The sequence below is a fragment of the Streptomyces sp. NPDC002884 genome (assembly GCF_040295245.1).
In the GTDB taxonomy this organism is placed as follows: Bacteria; Actinomycetota; Actinomycetes; order Streptomycetales; family Streptomycetaceae; genus Streptomyces.
In genome coordinates, this window is record NZ_JBEOVB010000022.1 from 105,183 (window position 1) to 121,150 (window position 15,968).

Annotated in this window: 14 protein-coding genes and 5 pseudogenes; 11 read left to right on the top strand and 8 right to left on the bottom strand. The window is 68.8% G+C overall.

The window, feature by feature from the left end:
• Positions 1-97: 97 nt before the first annotated feature.
• Positions 98-328, top strand: a pseudogene (locus ABT070_RS32250) (hypothetical protein); the annotation flags it as partial.
• A 129-nt stretch (positions 329-457) separates the two neighbouring features.
• Here ABT070_RS32250 and ABT070_RS32255 read toward each other — a convergent pair.
• Positions 458-1,363: a LysR family transcriptional regulator gene (locus ABT070_RS32255; RefSeq protein ID WP_351765816.1), complete on the bottom strand. Its 906-nt coding sequence runs from the start codon at positions 1,361-1,363 to the stop codon at positions 458-460.
• 149 nt (positions 1,364-1,512) lie between these two features.
• On the opposite strand from ABT070_RS32255, the gene ABT070_RS32260 reads away from it, so the two are divergent.
• On the top strand, positions 1,513-2,331 hold the full coding sequence (locus ABT070_RS32260) for a 3'(2'),5'-bisphosphate nucleotidase CysQ (protein WP_351765818.1): 819 nt from the start codon (positions 1,513-1,515) through the stop codon (positions 2,329-2,331).
• Between the two features lie 41 nt (positions 2,332-2,372).
• Entirely contained in the window at positions 2,373-2,969 is a 597-nt protein-coding gene (locus ABT070_RS32265; protein WP_351765820.1) for an NADPH-dependent F420 reductase, read from the top strand.
• A 68-nt stretch (positions 2,970-3,037) separates the two neighbouring features.
• On the opposite strand, the gene ABT070_RS32270 is transcribed toward ABT070_RS32265, so the two are convergent.
• Complete coding sequence (locus ABT070_RS32270; protein WP_351765822.1) at positions 3,038-3,709, bottom strand: DUF4097 family beta strand repeat-containing protein; 672 nt, start codon at positions 3,707-3,709, stop codon at positions 3,038-3,040.
• Positions 3,710-4,295: 586 nt separating this feature from the next.
• Between ABT070_RS32270 and ABT070_RS32275 the strand changes: the two genes are divergently transcribed.
• Positions 4,296-4,889, top strand: coding sequence for a TetR/AcrR family transcriptional regulator (locus tag ABT070_RS32275; RefSeq protein WP_351765824.1), 594 nt, complete (start codon positions 4,296-4,298; stop codon positions 4,887-4,889).
• 21 nt (positions 4,890-4,910) lie between these two features.
• Here the strand turns inward: ABT070_RS32275 and ABT070_RS32280 are convergent, their stop codons facing one another.
• Positions 4,911-5,930, bottom strand: coding sequence for an SMP-30/gluconolactonase/LRE family protein (locus tag ABT070_RS32280; RefSeq protein WP_351765826.1), 1,020 nt, complete (start codon positions 5,928-5,930; stop codon positions 4,911-4,913).
• Positions 5,931-6,173: 243 nt separating this feature from the next.
• Between ABT070_RS32280 and ABT070_RS32285 the strand changes: the two genes are divergently transcribed.
• The 3 genes and pseudogenes from ABT070_RS32285 (at position 6,174) to ABT070_RS46295 (ending at position 9,661) form a co-directional block, all read left to right on the top strand.
• Positions 6,174-7,982 (top strand): flavin-containing monooxygenase, encoded by a 1,809-nt coding sequence (locus tag ABT070_RS32285; protein ID WP_351765828.1) that lies wholly within the window; start codon positions 6,174-6,176, stop codon positions 7,980-7,982.
• Positions 7,983-8,021: 39 nt separating this feature from the next.
• A pseudogene (locus ABT070_RS32290) lies at positions 8,022-8,354 on the top strand (histidine kinase); the annotation flags it as partial.
• 767 nt (positions 8,355-9,121) lie between these two features.
• Positions 9,122-9,661 (top strand): DUF6879 family protein, encoded by a 540-nt coding sequence (locus ABT070_RS46295; protein ID WP_502990189.1) that lies wholly within the window; start codon positions 9,122-9,124, stop codon positions 9,659-9,661.
• On the opposite strand, the pseudogene ABT070_RS32300 reads toward ABT070_RS46295, so the two are convergent.
• Positions 9,644-9,802 (bottom strand): annotated as a pseudogene (locus ABT070_RS32300) (dihydrodipicolinate reductase); the annotation flags it as partial. The gene ABT070_RS46295 and the pseudogene ABT070_RS32300 sit on opposite strands and share 18 nt — an antisense overlap.
• Positions 9,803-10,518: 716 nt before the next feature.
• On the opposite strand from ABT070_RS32300, the pseudogene ABT070_RS32305 reads away from it, so the two are divergent.
• From ABT070_RS32305 to ABT070_RS32320, 4 genes and pseudogenes are all read left to right on the top strand, one after another.
• Positions 10,519-10,686: pseudogene (locus ABT070_RS32305) on the top strand (DUF3117 domain-containing protein); the annotation flags it as partial.
• A 27-nt stretch (positions 10,687-10,713) separates the two neighbouring features.
• Positions 10,714-10,890, top strand: coding sequence for a DUF3117 domain-containing protein (locus ABT070_RS32310; RefSeq protein WP_351765863.1), 177 nt, complete (start codon positions 10,714-10,716; stop codon positions 10,888-10,890).
• A gap of 128 nt (positions 10,891-11,018) precedes the next feature.
• On the top strand, positions 11,019-11,369 hold the full coding sequence (locus tag ABT070_RS32315) for a VOC family protein (RefSeq protein ID WP_351765832.1): 351 nt from the start codon (positions 11,019-11,021) through the stop codon (positions 11,367-11,369).
• Between the two features lie 807 nt (positions 11,370-12,176).
• Positions 12,177-12,794, top strand: a pseudogene (locus ABT070_RS32320) (transposase); the annotation flags it as partial.
• A 77-nt stretch (positions 12,795-12,871) separates the two neighbouring features.
• On the opposite strand, the gene ABT070_RS32325 reads toward ABT070_RS32320, so the two are convergent.
• The 4 genes from ABT070_RS32325 to ABT070_RS32340 all read right to left on the bottom strand — a co-directional run bounded on the left by ABT070_RS32325 (position 12,872) and on the right by ABT070_RS32340 (position 15,720).
• Complete coding sequence (locus tag ABT070_RS32325; protein ID WP_351765834.1) at positions 12,872-13,699, bottom strand: SAM-dependent methyltransferase; 828 nt, start codon at positions 13,697-13,699, stop codon at positions 12,872-12,874.
• A 74-nt stretch (positions 13,700-13,773) separates the two neighbouring features.
• Positions 13,774-14,232 (bottom strand): SRPBCC family protein, encoded by a 459-nt coding sequence (locus tag ABT070_RS32330; protein ID WP_351765836.1) that lies wholly within the window; start codon positions 14,230-14,232, stop codon positions 13,774-13,776.
• Between the two features lie 59 nt (positions 14,233-14,291).
• A complete protein-coding gene (locus ABT070_RS32335) occupies positions 14,292-14,864 on the bottom strand; it encodes a TetR/AcrR family transcriptional regulator (RefSeq protein ID WP_351765864.1) in 573 nt (190 codons plus the stop codon).
• A gap of 22 nt (positions 14,865-14,886) precedes the next feature.
• Positions 14,887-15,720, bottom strand: coding sequence for an alpha/beta fold hydrolase (locus ABT070_RS32340; protein WP_351765838.1), 834 nt, complete (start codon positions 15,718-15,720; stop codon positions 14,887-14,889).
• Positions 15,721-15,968 lie beyond the last annotated feature (248 nt).

Below are 15,968 nucleotides of genomic sequence, written 5' to 3' on the forward strand. Positions count from 1 at the left end.
TCCGACTTCCACCGGGCCCTGGCCGTGAATCAGGCGGCTGACAGGTGCGGCAACGTACGCACCATGAACGCCGCCGCCTCTGAAGCGCTCCGGCCTGATGGAGGCTCGATTCCTTGAGAGGATCGAGCCATGGTACGTCCGTTCCCCATACCCTCCTGAGCTTCGTGGGCGTGCGGTACGCATGGCCGCGGAGACACGCCCGAACTGCCCAACCGAGTGGGCCGCGATTAAGGCGGTCGCAGCCGAGCTGGGGATCGGCGCGGCCGAGACCGTGCGGGCCTGGGTCGCCTGGCGACGGTCGGTACTCACCAGATATTCCAGGCCGGGACGATGCCACTGAACGGTACGCCAAGTGAAATGGCGTGCGGGAACACTCCAGAGCAAGTCGACCTCGGCCAGGTCCTTAACGGCACAGCCGACGAACGTCCGGCCGAAACGCCACGACGGGCGGCGTCGGCTACGGCGCCTCGCACATGGCCAGAGCGGTTCGCGCCAGTCCGCGCAGCCAGGCGTGGGCGTGGTCGGTGTCGTAGCGCTGATGCCACGACAGGTATATCGGTGCCGACGGCAGTTCGAGGGGGAGCGGCAGCACGACCAGGCCGAGGTCGGCGACCGCTGACCGCGTGGTGGCCTCGGGGACGCTGATCAGGAGATCGGAGCCGCGCACGAACTCCAGCGCGGCCGCTTCCGTGGGCGCGGTCGCCACCACGCGGCGGATGAGGCCGAGCTGCGCGAGGGCGTCGTCGAGGCCGTTGCTGAGTCTTCCGCGTCGCGAGACGGTGATGTGCTCGGCCGCGGCGTACTGCTCTGCGGTGACGGTCGTGACGCGGCTGATGGGGTGCCCCTGCCGCACGACGATGACGAGGCGGGTCTCGCCCACGTTCTCGGCACGGACGTCCGGTGCGCTCGGGCGGTTGGCGTTCGCCTCCAGGTCGACCTCGCCGCGCCGCAAGTCGGGGGTGTCGATGCTCGATTCCGCGACGAAGCGCAGGCGCACGCCCGGCGCCTGTCCGCGCACGGCCGCGAGCAGTGCGGGGCCGCTCAGGGCGACCAGGGAATCGTGCCAGCGGAGCGTGAACGTGCGTTCCAACGTCGCCAGATCGAGTTCGCGGCTCGGTGCCAGCACTCCCTGGACCTGGTGCAGCAGCTCGTGCACCTGTTCTCGGACGGCGATCGCGTACGGCGTCGGGGTCATCGTGCGGCCGGTGCGCACCAGGATCTGATCCCCGGTCGTGCGCCGGATCCGGCCCAGACTCCGGCTCATCGCGGGGGCGGTGACGTGCAGGCGCGCGGCCGCCCCGGCCACGCTTCCCTCCTCCAGCAGCGCGTCGAGCGCGGCGAGCAGGTTCAAATCCAATTGCATGCGAGTAATCCTAGCCGTGCTTGACATGCATTTGAAGTTAATCAAGGGGCTCTATACCTTCGAGAACAGAGCGCAAGCCGAACGCACAGCTTGGCTCGACCGACCTCATCGCCCCTCCTCGTCGCCCCTCCTCAGATGGGAGTACCACCATGTCCGAAACGCTTCAGACCACTGACGTCGCCGCCTCCGACGCCGACCTGCTCGCCCAGACCGTGAGCGCCGTTCGCGAGGCCGGCTCGGCGCTGCGCGAGCGCTTCGGCGAAGTGGTCCGCTACGAGAGCCGCGAAGAGCTGATGCGCGCGCTCGCCGTCAACGACGACACGGCCCTCGACATCCTGCGCCCCCGACTGACGCGCCTGCGTCCGGACGCAAGCTGGGTGGAGGACGAACTGGACGGCGGGGCGCTGCCGTCCGGCGAGTGGTGGGTCGTGGATCCGGCCGAAGGCAACGTCAACCACCTGCACGCCCTGCCGGAGTGGGCGGTGACCGCCACTCTCGTGCGGGAGAACCAGCCGGTGCTCACGGTGGTCCACCTGCCGTTGACCGGCGAGACCTACACCGCGCTGACCGGCGCGGGCGCCTACCTCGACGGCCGACCGCTGCACGTCTCCGGGACCGCGGACCTCGGCCTGAGCATCGTGGCCACCAGCCAGGCCCGGCCGGACGAGAACGAGAAGGTCGTACGGCGCGTCGGCTCCTCGATCACCGCGATGCTCTTCGACGCGCTCGTCGTCCGCACCGCCGTGCCCGCGACCCTGCACCTGACGAACGTGGCCGCCGGCCGGATCGACGCCTTCTGGCAGTTCGCGGGCGCCCGGGCGGACCTGCTGCCCGGAGCGCTGCTCGTCACCGAGGCCGGCGGACAGATCTCCGACGCCGAGGGCCGCCCCTGGACCCCGCAGAGCGAGAGTTTCCTGGCTGCCGCGCCCGGCGTCCACGCCGACGCCGTCGCCACGCTCTCTCGCTGACCGCACCCCACAACCCGCACGTACGAAGGACCAGATTCATCATGACCACGATCGCAGTTCTCGGAAACGGCCGCGTCGGCGGCAGCCTGGCCACAGCCCTCACCCAGGCGGGGCATGAGGTGACCGTGGCGGACCGCGCGCCGGGAGCCGCCGCCGACGCTGCCCGGACAGCCCGGATCGTCATCAACGCCACCCCGGGAGCCGGCTCGCTGGACCGGCTCGCCGCCCTGCGCGAGGAACTGCGCGACAAGATCCTCGTCGACGTCTCCAACGCCACCGTCGACGGACCGGACGGACTGCCCGCCGACCTGATCTACCCCGGTTCGAGCCTCGCCGAGCAACTCCAGGAAGCGCTCCCCGGAACGCGCGTCGTCAAAACGCTCAACACCATGCTCTTCCCGGTGATGACCGCGCCTGCCACGCTCGCCCAGGCGCCGGACGCCTTCCTCTCCGGCGACGACCCACAGGCCAAGGAGACCGTCCGTGAACTGCTCATCGACCTCGGCTGGCGCAAGGAGTGGATCACCGATCTCGGCGGGATCCAGACCGCCCGCGCCACGGAGGCCGCGATTCTGTTCGTGCCGCACGTGATCCGGTCCAGCGGGTTCACGCCCTTCGCGATCTCGATCGCCCGCTGATCCCGCACAGTTCCCACACGGCGCACCACCCGCGACGGGACGCGGCCGACCGTCCCGGTGCTGCTTCTTCAGAGGCTGCGCGCGGTGATGTCGCCGTAGCCGGTGGTTGCGTGGATGGTGAGCTGGGCGGTGGCGCCTTCGCTGTTCTTCAGTGCGTTGTCGACGCGGCCGAAAGAGGTGCCGGCGTCCAGAGAGGCGGAGGCTCCGCGGACGGCGCCGACCGAGATGTCGCCGGACTCGGTGCGCAGGGTGAGGGTGCCGCGTACGGCCTCGCCGATGCGGAGGGCGCCCTTTTGGGTGCTGATCTCGGCGTCGCCGGTCAGTCGGCCGACCTCGATGTCACCGTCCTGGAGGGAGAGGCGGACGTTCGCGGCCTCGTCCAGCCTGACCGTGCCCTGCGCGCTGTCGAAGGCGACGTCGCCGAGGCGTCCGACGCACCGGAGCTCGGCGCCCGCCGCCTTGGCCTCGACGTTGGAGCCGGCGGGCAGATGCACGTTGATCTCGACGGCTCCGGAAGCCCCGAAGAGCTGGTTCTTCGGCTCCGGGGCCTCGATCCGCAGGACGCCGTCGCTGTAGGCGACCTCGATCTGCTCGGCTGCCTTCACGTCACGGTTCTTCGTGGCGTCGGCCGGCAGGACCTCGACGGTGGCCTCGGTCCGGTCGTCGGTGATGAACTGGACGCGGCCCACGGGGATGTCGAGGACGGCGGCGATCGGGGCGGTGGTGGCGAACTTCTGCATCGTCTTCTCCTGTGACTCGTTGTTTCCGATGAAGGAAAAGCTACGTTGCGTTCATGGCGTGGGCAACTTCCTTGTTGCGTAAGGTTGCAATAAATGCAGGTGAGAACGGTTAAATCATTGCAACGGTTCTGGATCTAACGCAACGAGAGACGCCTTGCTCGTTGCAATGGATGAAGCTGAACGCTACAGCGGGGGCCGGAGCTCACTCGGATCGGAGGCTCTGCGTACGAGGTGGGCAGCCTCGCCGTCCACGCCCCGGGAACTGCGCCGCACGGAGGTCGCCCCGCACGGAGGTCTCCCCGCAAGGCGGCGAGCCCTCGGAGGCGCCCTATCGCGCGCCCGCCTCCGGGCGCAGCCGCAGATGCGGATGGCGCACCAGGACCCCGCCTCGCTGTCGAACTCGACGCGGCCGCCCGAGGAGTCCCGCAGCAGGAGTTGGGAAGGGCTCAGGGGGAGCGGGGACGGTATCGAGATCCGCCCTGTCGCGTTCAGCTGCCGCCGGTGCTCAGTCGGCATGCCACGTCGGCTGATCGAGGCCGGCAGCGGCCGACAGAGGGGCTCCAGCAGGTCCGGGTACCCTTCCGGGGTGACGCAGCTCCCTTCGCCGGACAAGCGGCGGCCTCCCAACCAAGGGCCGAAGGCTGCCGCCCGTAACCGGGCCGCTCTGGTCGCCGCCGCCCGCGAGGTCTTCGCGGAAGACGGCCTGCAAGCACCGCTGTCCGCGATAGCGCGTCGGGCGGGGGTGGGGCAGGGGGTTCTGTACCGGCACTTTCCCGACCGGGCCGCCGTGTCCGCTGCGGTTCTGGAGGAGAACGTCTGCCAGGTCGAAGCGGCGGCCGCTGTGCAAGACGCGTGTCTCGCCGGCGTTCTGGGTGTGCTGACCTGGCATCTGACGGAATCGGCTGCCTTCATCGGCCTGTTGCACGTCGATGGGGAAGGCAGTGGCTCCGCCGGCGCCCGCACGCACGCGTTGGCCCTGTCCCAGCGGGTCGAGAGGGCTCTGCGGGGGCACCTGCCGGGCGGTCATCGCCTGGAGGCGGCGGACGACCTGATGCTCGCCGTCGCCATGGTCTCCGGTGCCGTCACCGGCCGCCGCCGCGAGGAGCGGGAGCACCGAGCGCTGGCGGCTTGGCGGCTGCTCGGGGTCGAGGTGGGGCCGGTGCGCCCCTTCGCGGGATGAGCGCAGGGGGCAGGGGTGGTGTCAGCCGCCGTTGGACTGCCGGACGCCTTCCGCCAAGGCGTCGAAGGTGTACAGGTACCCCCCGGCCGGCCCGCTGACGGTCATGTAGGCCCTGGTCCCGCCCGGCGTGATCGCCACGTTCGTCGCTGACTCGAGCCCTGTGGCGCGGCCGGGAATCTCCACCGTCGCCAGGCGCTCACCGTACTTGTCGTACACAAGCATCGCGGGCTGGCCGTGCAGGGCCTGGTAGAGGTTGCCGGCCGCGTCCACGGCGATCGAGTCGGTCTGGGCGATCCCGCCGTCGACGCGGATGGCGGTGTGGCGGGACGTGACCTTTCCGTTTCCGTCGAGTCGAAGGTAGGAGATCCGGTTCTGTGTGAGTTCGCTGATCCACAGTCCGCGGTAGTCGGCGTCGAACGAGATTCCGTTCGTCGCGGCCAGTTCCTCGGCCAGAACGGTGGTTGTCCTGCCCTCGCGGTCGATCCGGACCACTCGGCCTTGCGCCTGGCCCCCGGACGGGGCGCGTGAGTCGCTGACGTACAGGTTGCCCTCGGTGTCGAAGGCGATGTCGTCGGGGTTCATCCGCGCGCCGTCGATCTCGCCGGAGAAGAAGGTCTGCGGATCGCTGCCGTCCGCGGCCAGGCTCACGATCTCGCCATACGCGTAGTCGGTCAGGTAGAGCCGTCCGTCGTACGGGCTGAACTGCGCTGAGGTGTAGGCCCCTCGGTCGTAGGTGTGGACCGATCGCGATGTCCTTCTCCGGACGTCGACGCGTATCACCTTCGGTTCGCCCGCGGGTGCGGTGACATCGACGACGAGCAGCTTGCCGTCCTCGTCGAAGGTCGGGCCCTCCAGCAGGGTCATCCCGGTCTCTTCGTGCGTCCTCGTCAACTGCATGAACCGCTGGGCGCGGATGGTCTTACCCGTGCCGGCCGAGGCCGTCTCGTCTCCGGTGTCGCTTGTGTCCGTACCGCATCCGGTGAGAGCCAGCGCGCCGAGCGCGGTGAGTAGGGCAAGGGACCGGATCGGGAGTCGTCGCATGGGGATCAGCCTTCCTGTCCGCTGTGTGCGGGTGCCGCCGCTGTCCGGAAGTTCGCGCACGGGCGCTGTCGGTGCGGACGTGGTCTGTCCGAATCATGCCGTGCACCCATCCTCCAACCGGACATCGTTGTCCGGTTGTTGCTACGGTAGCGGACGGCCGCTCACGTCGGCGCGGGCGCGTCGGCGCGGGTGGCCCGCAGGGCCGCCGAGGGCAGCAGCAGACCGACAGGATTGAGGTCCCCCATGACAACTCCTCAAGTTCCGGACCCCGTTGAGCTCGCTGCGCTGAGGCAGCGGTATCGCCTCGAACGTGAGCGACGCGTCCGGCCTGACGGCGTCCGCCAATACCAGGCCGCGGAAGCGGAGTTCGGCTACTACGCCGCCGATCCCTACGTGGGAGAGGTCGCCGAACGCGAGCCGCTGCGCGACACCGTCGACGTCGCCGTGGTGGGAGGTGGCTTCGGCGGCATCCTCGCCGGGGCGCGGATGCGGCAACAGGGCGTGGAGCGCGTCCGGATCGTCGAGAAGGGCGGCGACTTCGGCGGCACCTGGTACTGGAACCGGTATCCCGGAATCCACTGCGACATCGAGTCGCACGTATACCTGCCCATGCTCGACGAGTCCGGATACGTGCCGGAGTGGAAGTACGCGCCCGGCGAGGAGATCCGCCGCCACGCGGTGCGGGTCGCGCGGAAGTTCCACCTCTACTCGGATGCCCTGTTCTCCACCTCGGTCACATCGCTGACCTGGGACGAGGTGTCAGGGATATGGATCGTGGCCACCGACCGCGGCGACGAGTTCCGGGCCACGTACGTCGTCACCGCCACCGGCACGCTGTCCGAGCCGAAGCTTCCCGGGATACCGGGCATCAAGGACTTCGAGGGCCACACCTTCCACACGTCGCGGTGGGACTACGCCTACACCGGCGGGACCCCGGACGGCGGCATGACCGGCCTCGCGCGGAAGCGGGTGGGCATCGTCGGCACCGGCGCCACCGGCGTCCAGGTCATTCCGATGCTGGCCGAGGACGCCGCACACCTCTATGTCTTCCAGCGCACCCCGTCCACCGTGGACGTGCGGGCCAACCGCCGCACCACCGCTCGGGACGTCAGCGCCGACCACGACGGCTGGGCACGCGAGCGACGCGAGAACCACCTCCGCATCGTCTCCGGTGAGACGGCCGAACAGGATCTCGTGGCGGACCGCTGGACCATGTCAGCGGGCCTCTTGGAGAAGCTCCTGCCGAGCTTCCGCCGCCAAGGCGACCGGAAAGCCTTCGAATTCGCCTACGAGGCCGCCGACGCCGCCAAGATGAACGAGCTCCGCGCCCGCGTCGAGCGGACGGTCACGGACCCGGATACGGCGCAGAAGCTCCAACCCTGGTACCGGTACGCCTGCAAGCGCCCCACCTTCTCCGACCGGTACTACCCGGCGTTCAACAGGGCCAACGTCACTCTGGTCGACACCGCGGACACCCATGGCATCGAGCGTGTCACCGCACGCGGGGTCGTGGTCGGCGACACCTCCTACGAGCTCGACTGCCTGATCTTCGCCACGGGATTCTCCGTCGGGACCTCCGGCATCAACTCCGGTACGCTCCCCGTCCACGGCCGGGGCGGCGCGCAACTGCTGCACGCGTGGGCGAAACAGGGCCCGCGCACGCTGCACGGCTTCACCACCAACGCCTTCCCCAACCTGATCCAGATGGGATCCCTGCACAGCGCCAGCAGCGTCAACTACACCCACATCCTGGACGAGCAGGCCGTTCACGTCGCCGCCCTCGTCGCGGCCGCCGAAGCCAAGGACGCCCTCATCGAACCGTCCCGTGCAGCCGAGGACGCTTGGATCGCCACCCTGGCCGAGGACGCCCCCGACCACGAGTGGTTCCACGCCGAGTGCACCCCCGGCTACTACAACCGCGAAGGCCGCGGCCGCCCGAACGGCCCGGCGGGCTACCCGCACAGCGCGGTCGCCTTCCACGAGCTCCTGAAGCACTGGCGCGAGCATTCGATGGACGAGATCCTCCAGGCCAAACCCTTCACTCAGGGCTAGAATTCCGGTCGGACTTCCGCGTTTCTGCTGGTCAATGGCGTGGACCGCAACCGTGGGCAGCTCGATGACGTGTGCGCGGGGGAGAGGTGGGGCGAGTTGTCGCCGCGAGTGGTGCGGGCGCCGTGGTAGGGCTCGGCCGGTTTGGTGCTCGCCGTACTCTGCACCTCGGTCCTCGGCGCAGGCGCAGGCGCAGGCGCAGGCGCAGGGGTCGGGGAGGGCCGGCGACTGCCCGTGGCCGTGGCCGTGATTCTGCTCGTGGCTCAGATCCTCGCCCCGAGGCGGCAGGTGCGTCGAGCAGTGGCCGAGGAGCGGGCGCGGATCGCACGCGAGGTGCACGACGTGGTGGCGCACACGCTGTCCGTGATGGTTGTTCTTCACGACTGGCCGACTGGTTGCCCACCGTGCTCGAAGGTATCCGCCTGGGCAGGTCGGAGGGTGCCATCACGTTCCCGATGCTGCGGGCCGCCGTCGACCACTTGCTGCACCTGTGGATGCCGGGTGCGCGAGTGATCCAGGAACTCGTCCCCTGTGGGGCACACTGAAGGAGACGCAGGGCTTAACGCGGCAGCGGCAGACCCTGGTGCAGTGATCCGCGACCAACTGTCCTTTCACGCAGTCCGGTTGTCGTGGGGGGACTTCGCAACGCCCTGAGGATGAAACCGACACGGGTACTGGTGGGGAGACACACGATGTCGATGGGGCCCAGTGGGGAACCGAACGGCGCACCGTGGCGAGGAGGAGCCGGCGCATGGCGGATGTGGTTGAAAGTATTCATCTCCCTTGCGGCTGGCGGCCTGACCTCCATCATCGCCAAGGTCGCGAACTCGGAGGCCAAGTGGCAGATCGGTGTCGGCATCTTCGTCGGTGGCTGCATCTTGATGCTTCAGCTCCTGGGTGACCTGATCAATCAGGTGAGGGACTTAAAGGCGGTGCTGCCTCAGCACAACGCGCAGACACAGGAAACGGTCGTGAGGAGCTTCGCCCAGATCAGCGAGGCAACCAAGTTCTACAACGAGATGGAAAGGTTGCCTTCCGACGGAGTGGCCGCGTTGGCCGCCAGTGCGGTAGAGGTCGTCTCCAGGGGGCCCGACATCATGAGGCGCTTCGCCGAGGAGCTGATGCGGCGCCTCGCCATTGACATGAAGGCGCTCAAGAGCGGGAGTGTCGATTGCGCCGGCGAGAACCACGACTGGCTGCTGACCCTTACCAACTGCGCCACTAGTTCCATCGACACCACAAGTACGCTCTCCTTGGTGGACCGGGACTTCTGGAACAGCGGGCCTGCCGACCGCTATCTGCAGGCGCAGCGCGAGGCGATAGCGAGGGGGGTAACGGTACGACGGCTGTTCCTGGTGGACGACTCGGCAGACCTCAACGACGAACTGCGTCAACTCGGCCATGAGCAAGAGGTGTTGGGTATAGAGACACGTGTGCTCGTCCGGACGCGGCTGCCTCAGAACGTCAGGCGGGGCTTGGTGGACGAATTCATAGTCTTCGACAAGGCGACCTGCTATGAGATCGAACAAGATCAACTTCATGTCAACACCTCGACGCGAGTGAGGGCGCATGAGGACTACGTCAGACTGAGGACCCAGCGGTTCGCCGAGCTCTGGGATGTGGGCGTGCCGACGCAGGCGGTGGGAACCCCGACAGGTGAGCCAGGGGCTGTCGGCGCGTAATGTGCCTGCCTGGATAGTCGCCGGGACGCCCAGGGCGCGGTCGAGGCCGCCGAGTCCGCCCGCGTCGCGCCCGACCTTGTCGGGATTGTGAACGAGCACGGCCGCGAGATCGAACGCCGGATGCGCCTCGACCGCACGGATCGCCGCACGGCCGACGTTGCCGGTACCTCAGACCACCGTGGAAATCATGCGCGGAGCGCAACCTGACGAGTCGTCAATATTTCACCCTTGCACCGGCCTCAGCGGCGTGCTTTGTGGACCATGGAGTGACTCAAGCGTGCTCACGTGAGGACGACTTGTGACGGTGGCATCGGGAGGCCGGGGTGGCGGTGAGGGAGGCGGTACGCGTCCTGGACGGCTCGCGGTCAGCTGTTGTTGAGCCAGGGCACGGAGTGGTGGCGAGGCGGTAGGCACTTCACGAAGCCAGGCCGTCAAGCCGCCCGGTGGTGAGCTGCTGCTGGGCTTGTCCATCAGGCCGGCTCCCATGGCCGTCCGGTCGACACCCGGTGCGGGGAGGGGGACGATGGATGGAGCGGCGCCGTTCCGATCAGTCCGGCGCCACAGTGGCGCCGCAGCCGTACATCCGCTGTCGGGCTGTGGCCGGAGGGACCATCCCGGAGCGCCGGCGCGGCGCATCGCCCCCGTGTTTCCGCGGCGCCCTCCACTCATCGCGAGGGAGGACACCCATCATGGCCCGGCGCATCCGACGCACTGCCGTCATCTCGCTCGTCGCCTCGTCGTTCGTTCTGGGGGCCACGGTCGTCCTGGCGCCTGCCGCCACCGCGACACCCGCTCCGGGGACGTCCACGGTCAGGAGCGAGGCACTGCCCCTCAACGACGGTGGATCCACTCTGCCGCTGAGCCTCAAGGCCAGTATCAGGCCGCGGACGGGCGACGGCCCGCTCGAGGTCACCGAGGAGGGGCGGGGCATCGTCATGCGTGTGCCGCTCGAAGGCGGCGGCCGCCTGGTGGTCCAACTTACCCCGGACGAGGCGGACGCCCTCGCCGACGGACTTGAGAACGTCGGCAACGGCGGTGAATCCACTCAGGCGCTGAGCCTCAGGGCCAGTATCAGGCCGCGGACGGGCGACGGCCCGCTCGAGGTCACCGAGGAGGGGCAGGGCATCGTCATGCGTGTCCCGCTCGAAGGCGGCGGCCGCCTCGTGGTCGAACTGACCCCGGCCGAAGCCGGTGCCCTCGCCGACGCGCTCAGGGACGCCGTCGGCTGATCTTCCGGCGGCCGGGGTATGAAAGCAGGGCCTTCCGAACAGCTCATGGGTGTCGAATCCATGAAGCGTCAGGGGGCCCTGTGCCGTGGTCGACGCGACCGCGCACGTCGAAGGTACAGGAGCAAGCCATGATTGGTGGTGCGCATGTCATCCTCTACAGCCAGGACGCCGAGGCGGACCGCGCCTTCCTCCGTGACGTCCTCGACTTTCCCGGCGTCGACGCGGGCGGCGGCTGGCTCATCTTCAAGCTGCCCCCGGCCGAGGTGGCCGTGCACCCGACCGACGGCCCACCCCAGCACGAGTTCTTCCTGATGTGCGACGACCTTGATGCCCAGCTCGGCGAGTTCCGCGCGCAGGGCGTCGAGATCACCCGTCCGGTCAGCGAACAGCGCTGGGGCAGACTGACTGCGATCCGGCTTCCCAGCGGCGCCGAATTACCGCTCTACGAACCGCTGCACCCCATCGCCCACAGCCTGTGACCCGGCACTTGGCTCAGCTTGCGGGCGTCACGTGTCGCTGGCCTGCGTAAAACGTGGCCGCGCATGGCTCGTTGGAGCCGCCGGCCCGGGAATGGTCCGGATCTTGTCCTCAGGGAAACGGGACTGATCCCCCCGCGCCCTTCCCGGTTCGCAGAGCGACGATATCGGTATATGCGCGCGAGATGACTTCCACTTCCGGTGTCTTCGCTTGCGCCTCGCGGCCTTCTAGGGGTCACGGTTTCGTGTTGGTGTTCTCGCGTGTTCAGGTCAGGGATGTGGGAGGCACGGCGCGGTTGAGGGCTTCCCAGTCTCCGTGGAGTTCGGCTGAGATTTCGCGCCTGCGGTCACGTGGGCTGTTGCGACAGCTCGCGCCACCGCCACGTCACTGCCCACTTCGAATCCAGCGACACCCGCTGATGCGTCCACCGAAGGCGGCGGCGAGTGGGCCGGGTGGTTTGTCGACGAGGTGTACCTTCAGCCGCGTCACGACGGCTGAGCAGTCATCTGCCTGGGTTGCCGCGCCCGCCGACCAAGGGGCATTCGGGTTCGGCTTGAGCCCACGCGCCTCGAGGGCCACCCGAAGCGCCGAGCGGCGCACAGGGCGCGACGGCGTCGAACCGCCATCGCCGTGCGAGGCCCACTCCATGCCCGCCCCTTCCGCAGTCGTGCCGGGGCCGCGGAGCCACGATCACTTGCCGGCGTCGATGACGAGGCGCTTCGCCACCTGGGCGATCCGCAGGCCAGACGCGCAACCGCCCGGCGATCGCCGTCCCCGGATCATGTCTGGACGAGTAGTTCCGATTGCGGGGTTGCAACAAGTGTCTGCGAGCGGCTCTGCTCCTGCTCAAGCGGGCCATCTGGTCGCTGGCAGCCGACACCGACCTGTGGCTGGTCGATGTGTGGATCTTGGAACCCACCCCAGTCGAGTGCGCCAGATCCCGCGGGACAGTCAAGCGCTCCGACCTGGCCGGATGGGCGAACTACGGCTAGTGGCGCTCCCGCTCGCGTTTCTACCGGGGCCTGAAACTGCACATGGTGTGCACCCCGGCCGGTCTGCCCGCCACCTGGGCCCCGGCCGACCCGAAGACCGACGAACGGCAGGTCCTGGCCGCCCTGATCGACGACGAGCCGCACCTGGCTGCCGCCCGGCCCGGACTGCTGATCCTGGCCGACAAGGGCTGCATCGCCGCCGAACTCGACCGCTTCCTCGCCGTTCTCGGCATCCAGCTGCTGCGGCCCTCCTACCGCAACCGCGGCACCCCGCACCCGGCCGAACCCCTGCTCCAAACGGTCCGTCAGCTGATCGAGCCGGTCAACGACACCCTCAAAGGCCGGCTCGACCTCGAACAGCACGGCGGCCGCACCCCCGACGGCGTCGCCGTCCGCGCGGCCCAGCGGATCCTCGCGATGACCTGCGTCATCTGACACAACCGCACCATCAGCGCACCCATCGCCAGATCACTCATCGCCTACGACCACTGAGCCACCTCGGAACTACTTGTCTAGGCCTTCCGGGCCAGTCCGGCGGCGATGAGGTGTTCCCATACCGTGAGCTCACGTCGTTCGCCGCCGTTCCACTGGTTGGCGGTCTCGTCGGGACGCCACAGGGACGCGGGGACGATCCCGGGGTCGAGGATCTCCAGGCCGTCAAGGAGGGCGGCGATTTCCGCGTCGGTGCGCCACCGGCCGCGGCCGAACGTCTGCTGGAGGACCTTCTCGGCCTGCGCGGTCTCCGCGTTGTTGCCGGAGCGGAAGTGACTGATGAAGAAGTAGCTTCCGGAGGGGACATGGTCGCGCCAGTAGCGGACGATGCCGGCCGGGTCCTCGTCGTCGTTGACGTGGTGGAGGATCGCGCTGAGGATGACGGCGACGGGACGAGCGAAGTCGATGACCGCGAGGGTGTCGGGGTGAGTGCGGATGTCCTCGGGATTGCGCACATCGACCGCGACGACGCGGGTCCGGTCGTTGTGTTCCAGCAGTGCACGGCCGTGGACCAACACTTGGAGATCGATGTCGACGTAGACGACCCGCGACTCGGGAGCGTGCCGTTGCGCGACTTCGTGGACGTTGTCGGCGGTGGGCAGGCCACTGCCCAGGTCGATGAACTGCCGAATGCCGGTGGTCTTCGCGATCTCCCTGACCGCCCGGGTCAGGGCCGCGCGGTTCGCGAAGGCGATGGCTACCGAACCGGGCAGGTCGCGCTTGAACACGTCGCCGATCGCACGGTCCACGGCGTAGTTGTCCTTGCCGCCGAGCAGGTAGTCGTAGACGCGGGCGATGCTGGGTTTGGCCGGATCGATGAAGGAGCCTTCGTACGTCACGGTGGCCATTCTTCCCTGCAACGTCGCCTGCGCACCGTCGTTTTGAGGCCCTCCGGGTGTTCGGGACTCCTAGGTGTTGCGGGTCAGGACGTTGGTGACGGTACATAGCGATGGGCAAGATCGATCAGGCCTTCCACTCGCTGCTTGAGGCCCTCGTTGAACGCGGCGTACCCGTCGTGCTTGGGCGTTTTGAGGAACCGTCGGGTCAGGGTGGTCAAGGCTCCGGAGAATTCCTCGCGGTTGGTCAGGTGGGTGGTGCCGTCGTGGTTGGAGGAGAGGACGAAGGAGTGCTGGCCGTGGAAGAGCCGCTTCGTGCCGAGCGTGCCGGCCCACCGCAGCTCCTGGCCGGGTGTTGCGACGGTGACCGTGGGCCTGAAGGTCATGCCCGGCATGCGCATGGTGAGCCGGCTTCCCACGTGAGCGGTTCCCTCGGCTGCGGAGAAGGTGCTCCACTCGCCGTAGCTGGCGAAGTCGGTGAGCACGTTCCACACCGCATCCGGGGTGGCGTCTATATCGATGACGGCGGTGAGTACTGCGTCCATGACGGCTTCCACTTCTGGCGGGGGCGGGAAGGAGGGGGGCGGTCCGGCGAGCGGGTGGTCTACCGGTGGTGATCGGCGGGGTCTGCGGCGGCGGGGTCCGCGGCGGAGCGAAGGCCACGGTCGACGAGGTCGATGAGCCACTCGAAACTCTCGCCGACGTCGGTGGACCACTGGAATCCGCCGGATGCCTGCAGGTGGGCGAAGCCGTGGAAGACGCTGCGGACCGCCCGCAGCGCGTGGGTCATGTCCTGTGGGGGGATGTCGTATCCCTGCAGTACCGCTGCGAAGGGGCCGATCCCTCGTCTGCCGGCGAGCATGATCGGGTCGTCGGGACCGGTCGGCGTGAGGCCGAGGGTGGCCGCGTAGCGGCCGGGGTGGGTGAGTACGAAGTCGCGGAGCGCGCCGGCAGCGGCGGCCAGGGCGTCGCGCCCGGCGCGGCCCTGGATGGCCGTGCCGATCGCGACGGCGGCCTCGTCGAAGGCGAGCGCCGCGATCCGCCGGTGGAGGTCGTCCTGGCTGGCGATGTGCTTGTAGAGCGAGGGGGCGCGCACTCCGAGTCGCTCGGCCAGCCGGCCCATGGTCAGCTCGCTGAAGCCGATCTCGTCGGCGAGTGCGGCGCCGGCGGCGACGATCGTGGCCGCGTCCAGGCCTGCCCTAGGCACCGGCACCGGCCAGGAAGGTCAGGACCGCGGCCAGGGTCTGCCGGGGGAACTGGACGTGCGGGTAGTGACCGGCCCCCTCGATCATCTCCAGCCGGCCCAGACCGGTCGGCAGATCGGCGACGATCGCCTCGCCCTCGGCTTGCGGCGAGGCCCAGTCGGGGTCGAGGGTGCCCTGCACGATGAGCACCGGGCAGGTGACGTTGCCCAGCTGCTCACCGGCGTCGGCGGGGGAGATCTTGCCCATCGCCTGCAGGACCTTCATCCGGCCGGGCTCTTCCAGCATCGCGGTGATCTGCCCCATGCGTGTGTTCCAGTCCGCGGGCTTGTTGCCGGGGTAGGCGACGTCCAGGTACTTGGCCCACTGCCGGGTGCTGCCGAGGATGGTGGTGCCCATGAGGTGCGTCACGCCGCGGCGGTAGCCGGCCACCCGCAGATCGCCGAGCCGGACCTGCTGCTTGCGGGTGAAGGGAGCGAGCTCGACCGCCGCGGTGATGAGCTCCGGGGCCTTGGCCGCGGCGATCGTGACGGCACCGCCGGCGATGGAGTGGCCGACGAGCACCGCCGGCTCGCCGAGGTGCTTCACCAGGGCTATCAGGTCACCCGCGAGGTCGGTTCGGGTGTAGGACGCCCACCCGACGCTGGACTCGCCGTGGCCGCGCAGGTCCACCTCCGCGACTCGGTACCCGGCTTCCACCAGGGCGGGGGTGAAGAACCGGTAGGCCTCGCGGCTGTCGCCCATGCCGTGGGCAACCACCACCAGCGGCCCGGTGGCGCCGCTCACCTCGTACGCGATGGTCCCACCGTCGACGTTCAGGAACTCGGTCACGACTACCTCCGTGTGGCCTGCCAGCCCGTTGGCTAACTGCGTTAACTAAAAGCTATCAGCTTTAGCTTAGGAGTCAATCCCGCCGATGGAGCTGCGGGCCAGGCTGAGCCACACATGGAGGCCACGGGCTGTGCCACCTTGCACAGGGGCGTGGATGTCCTGCACGGCCTGCGCACGTGACGGGCGCCCACCGGCACCAACACGGCCGGAACGGGGACAGCGCGGTCAGGACCGGAGAGGGGATTGCC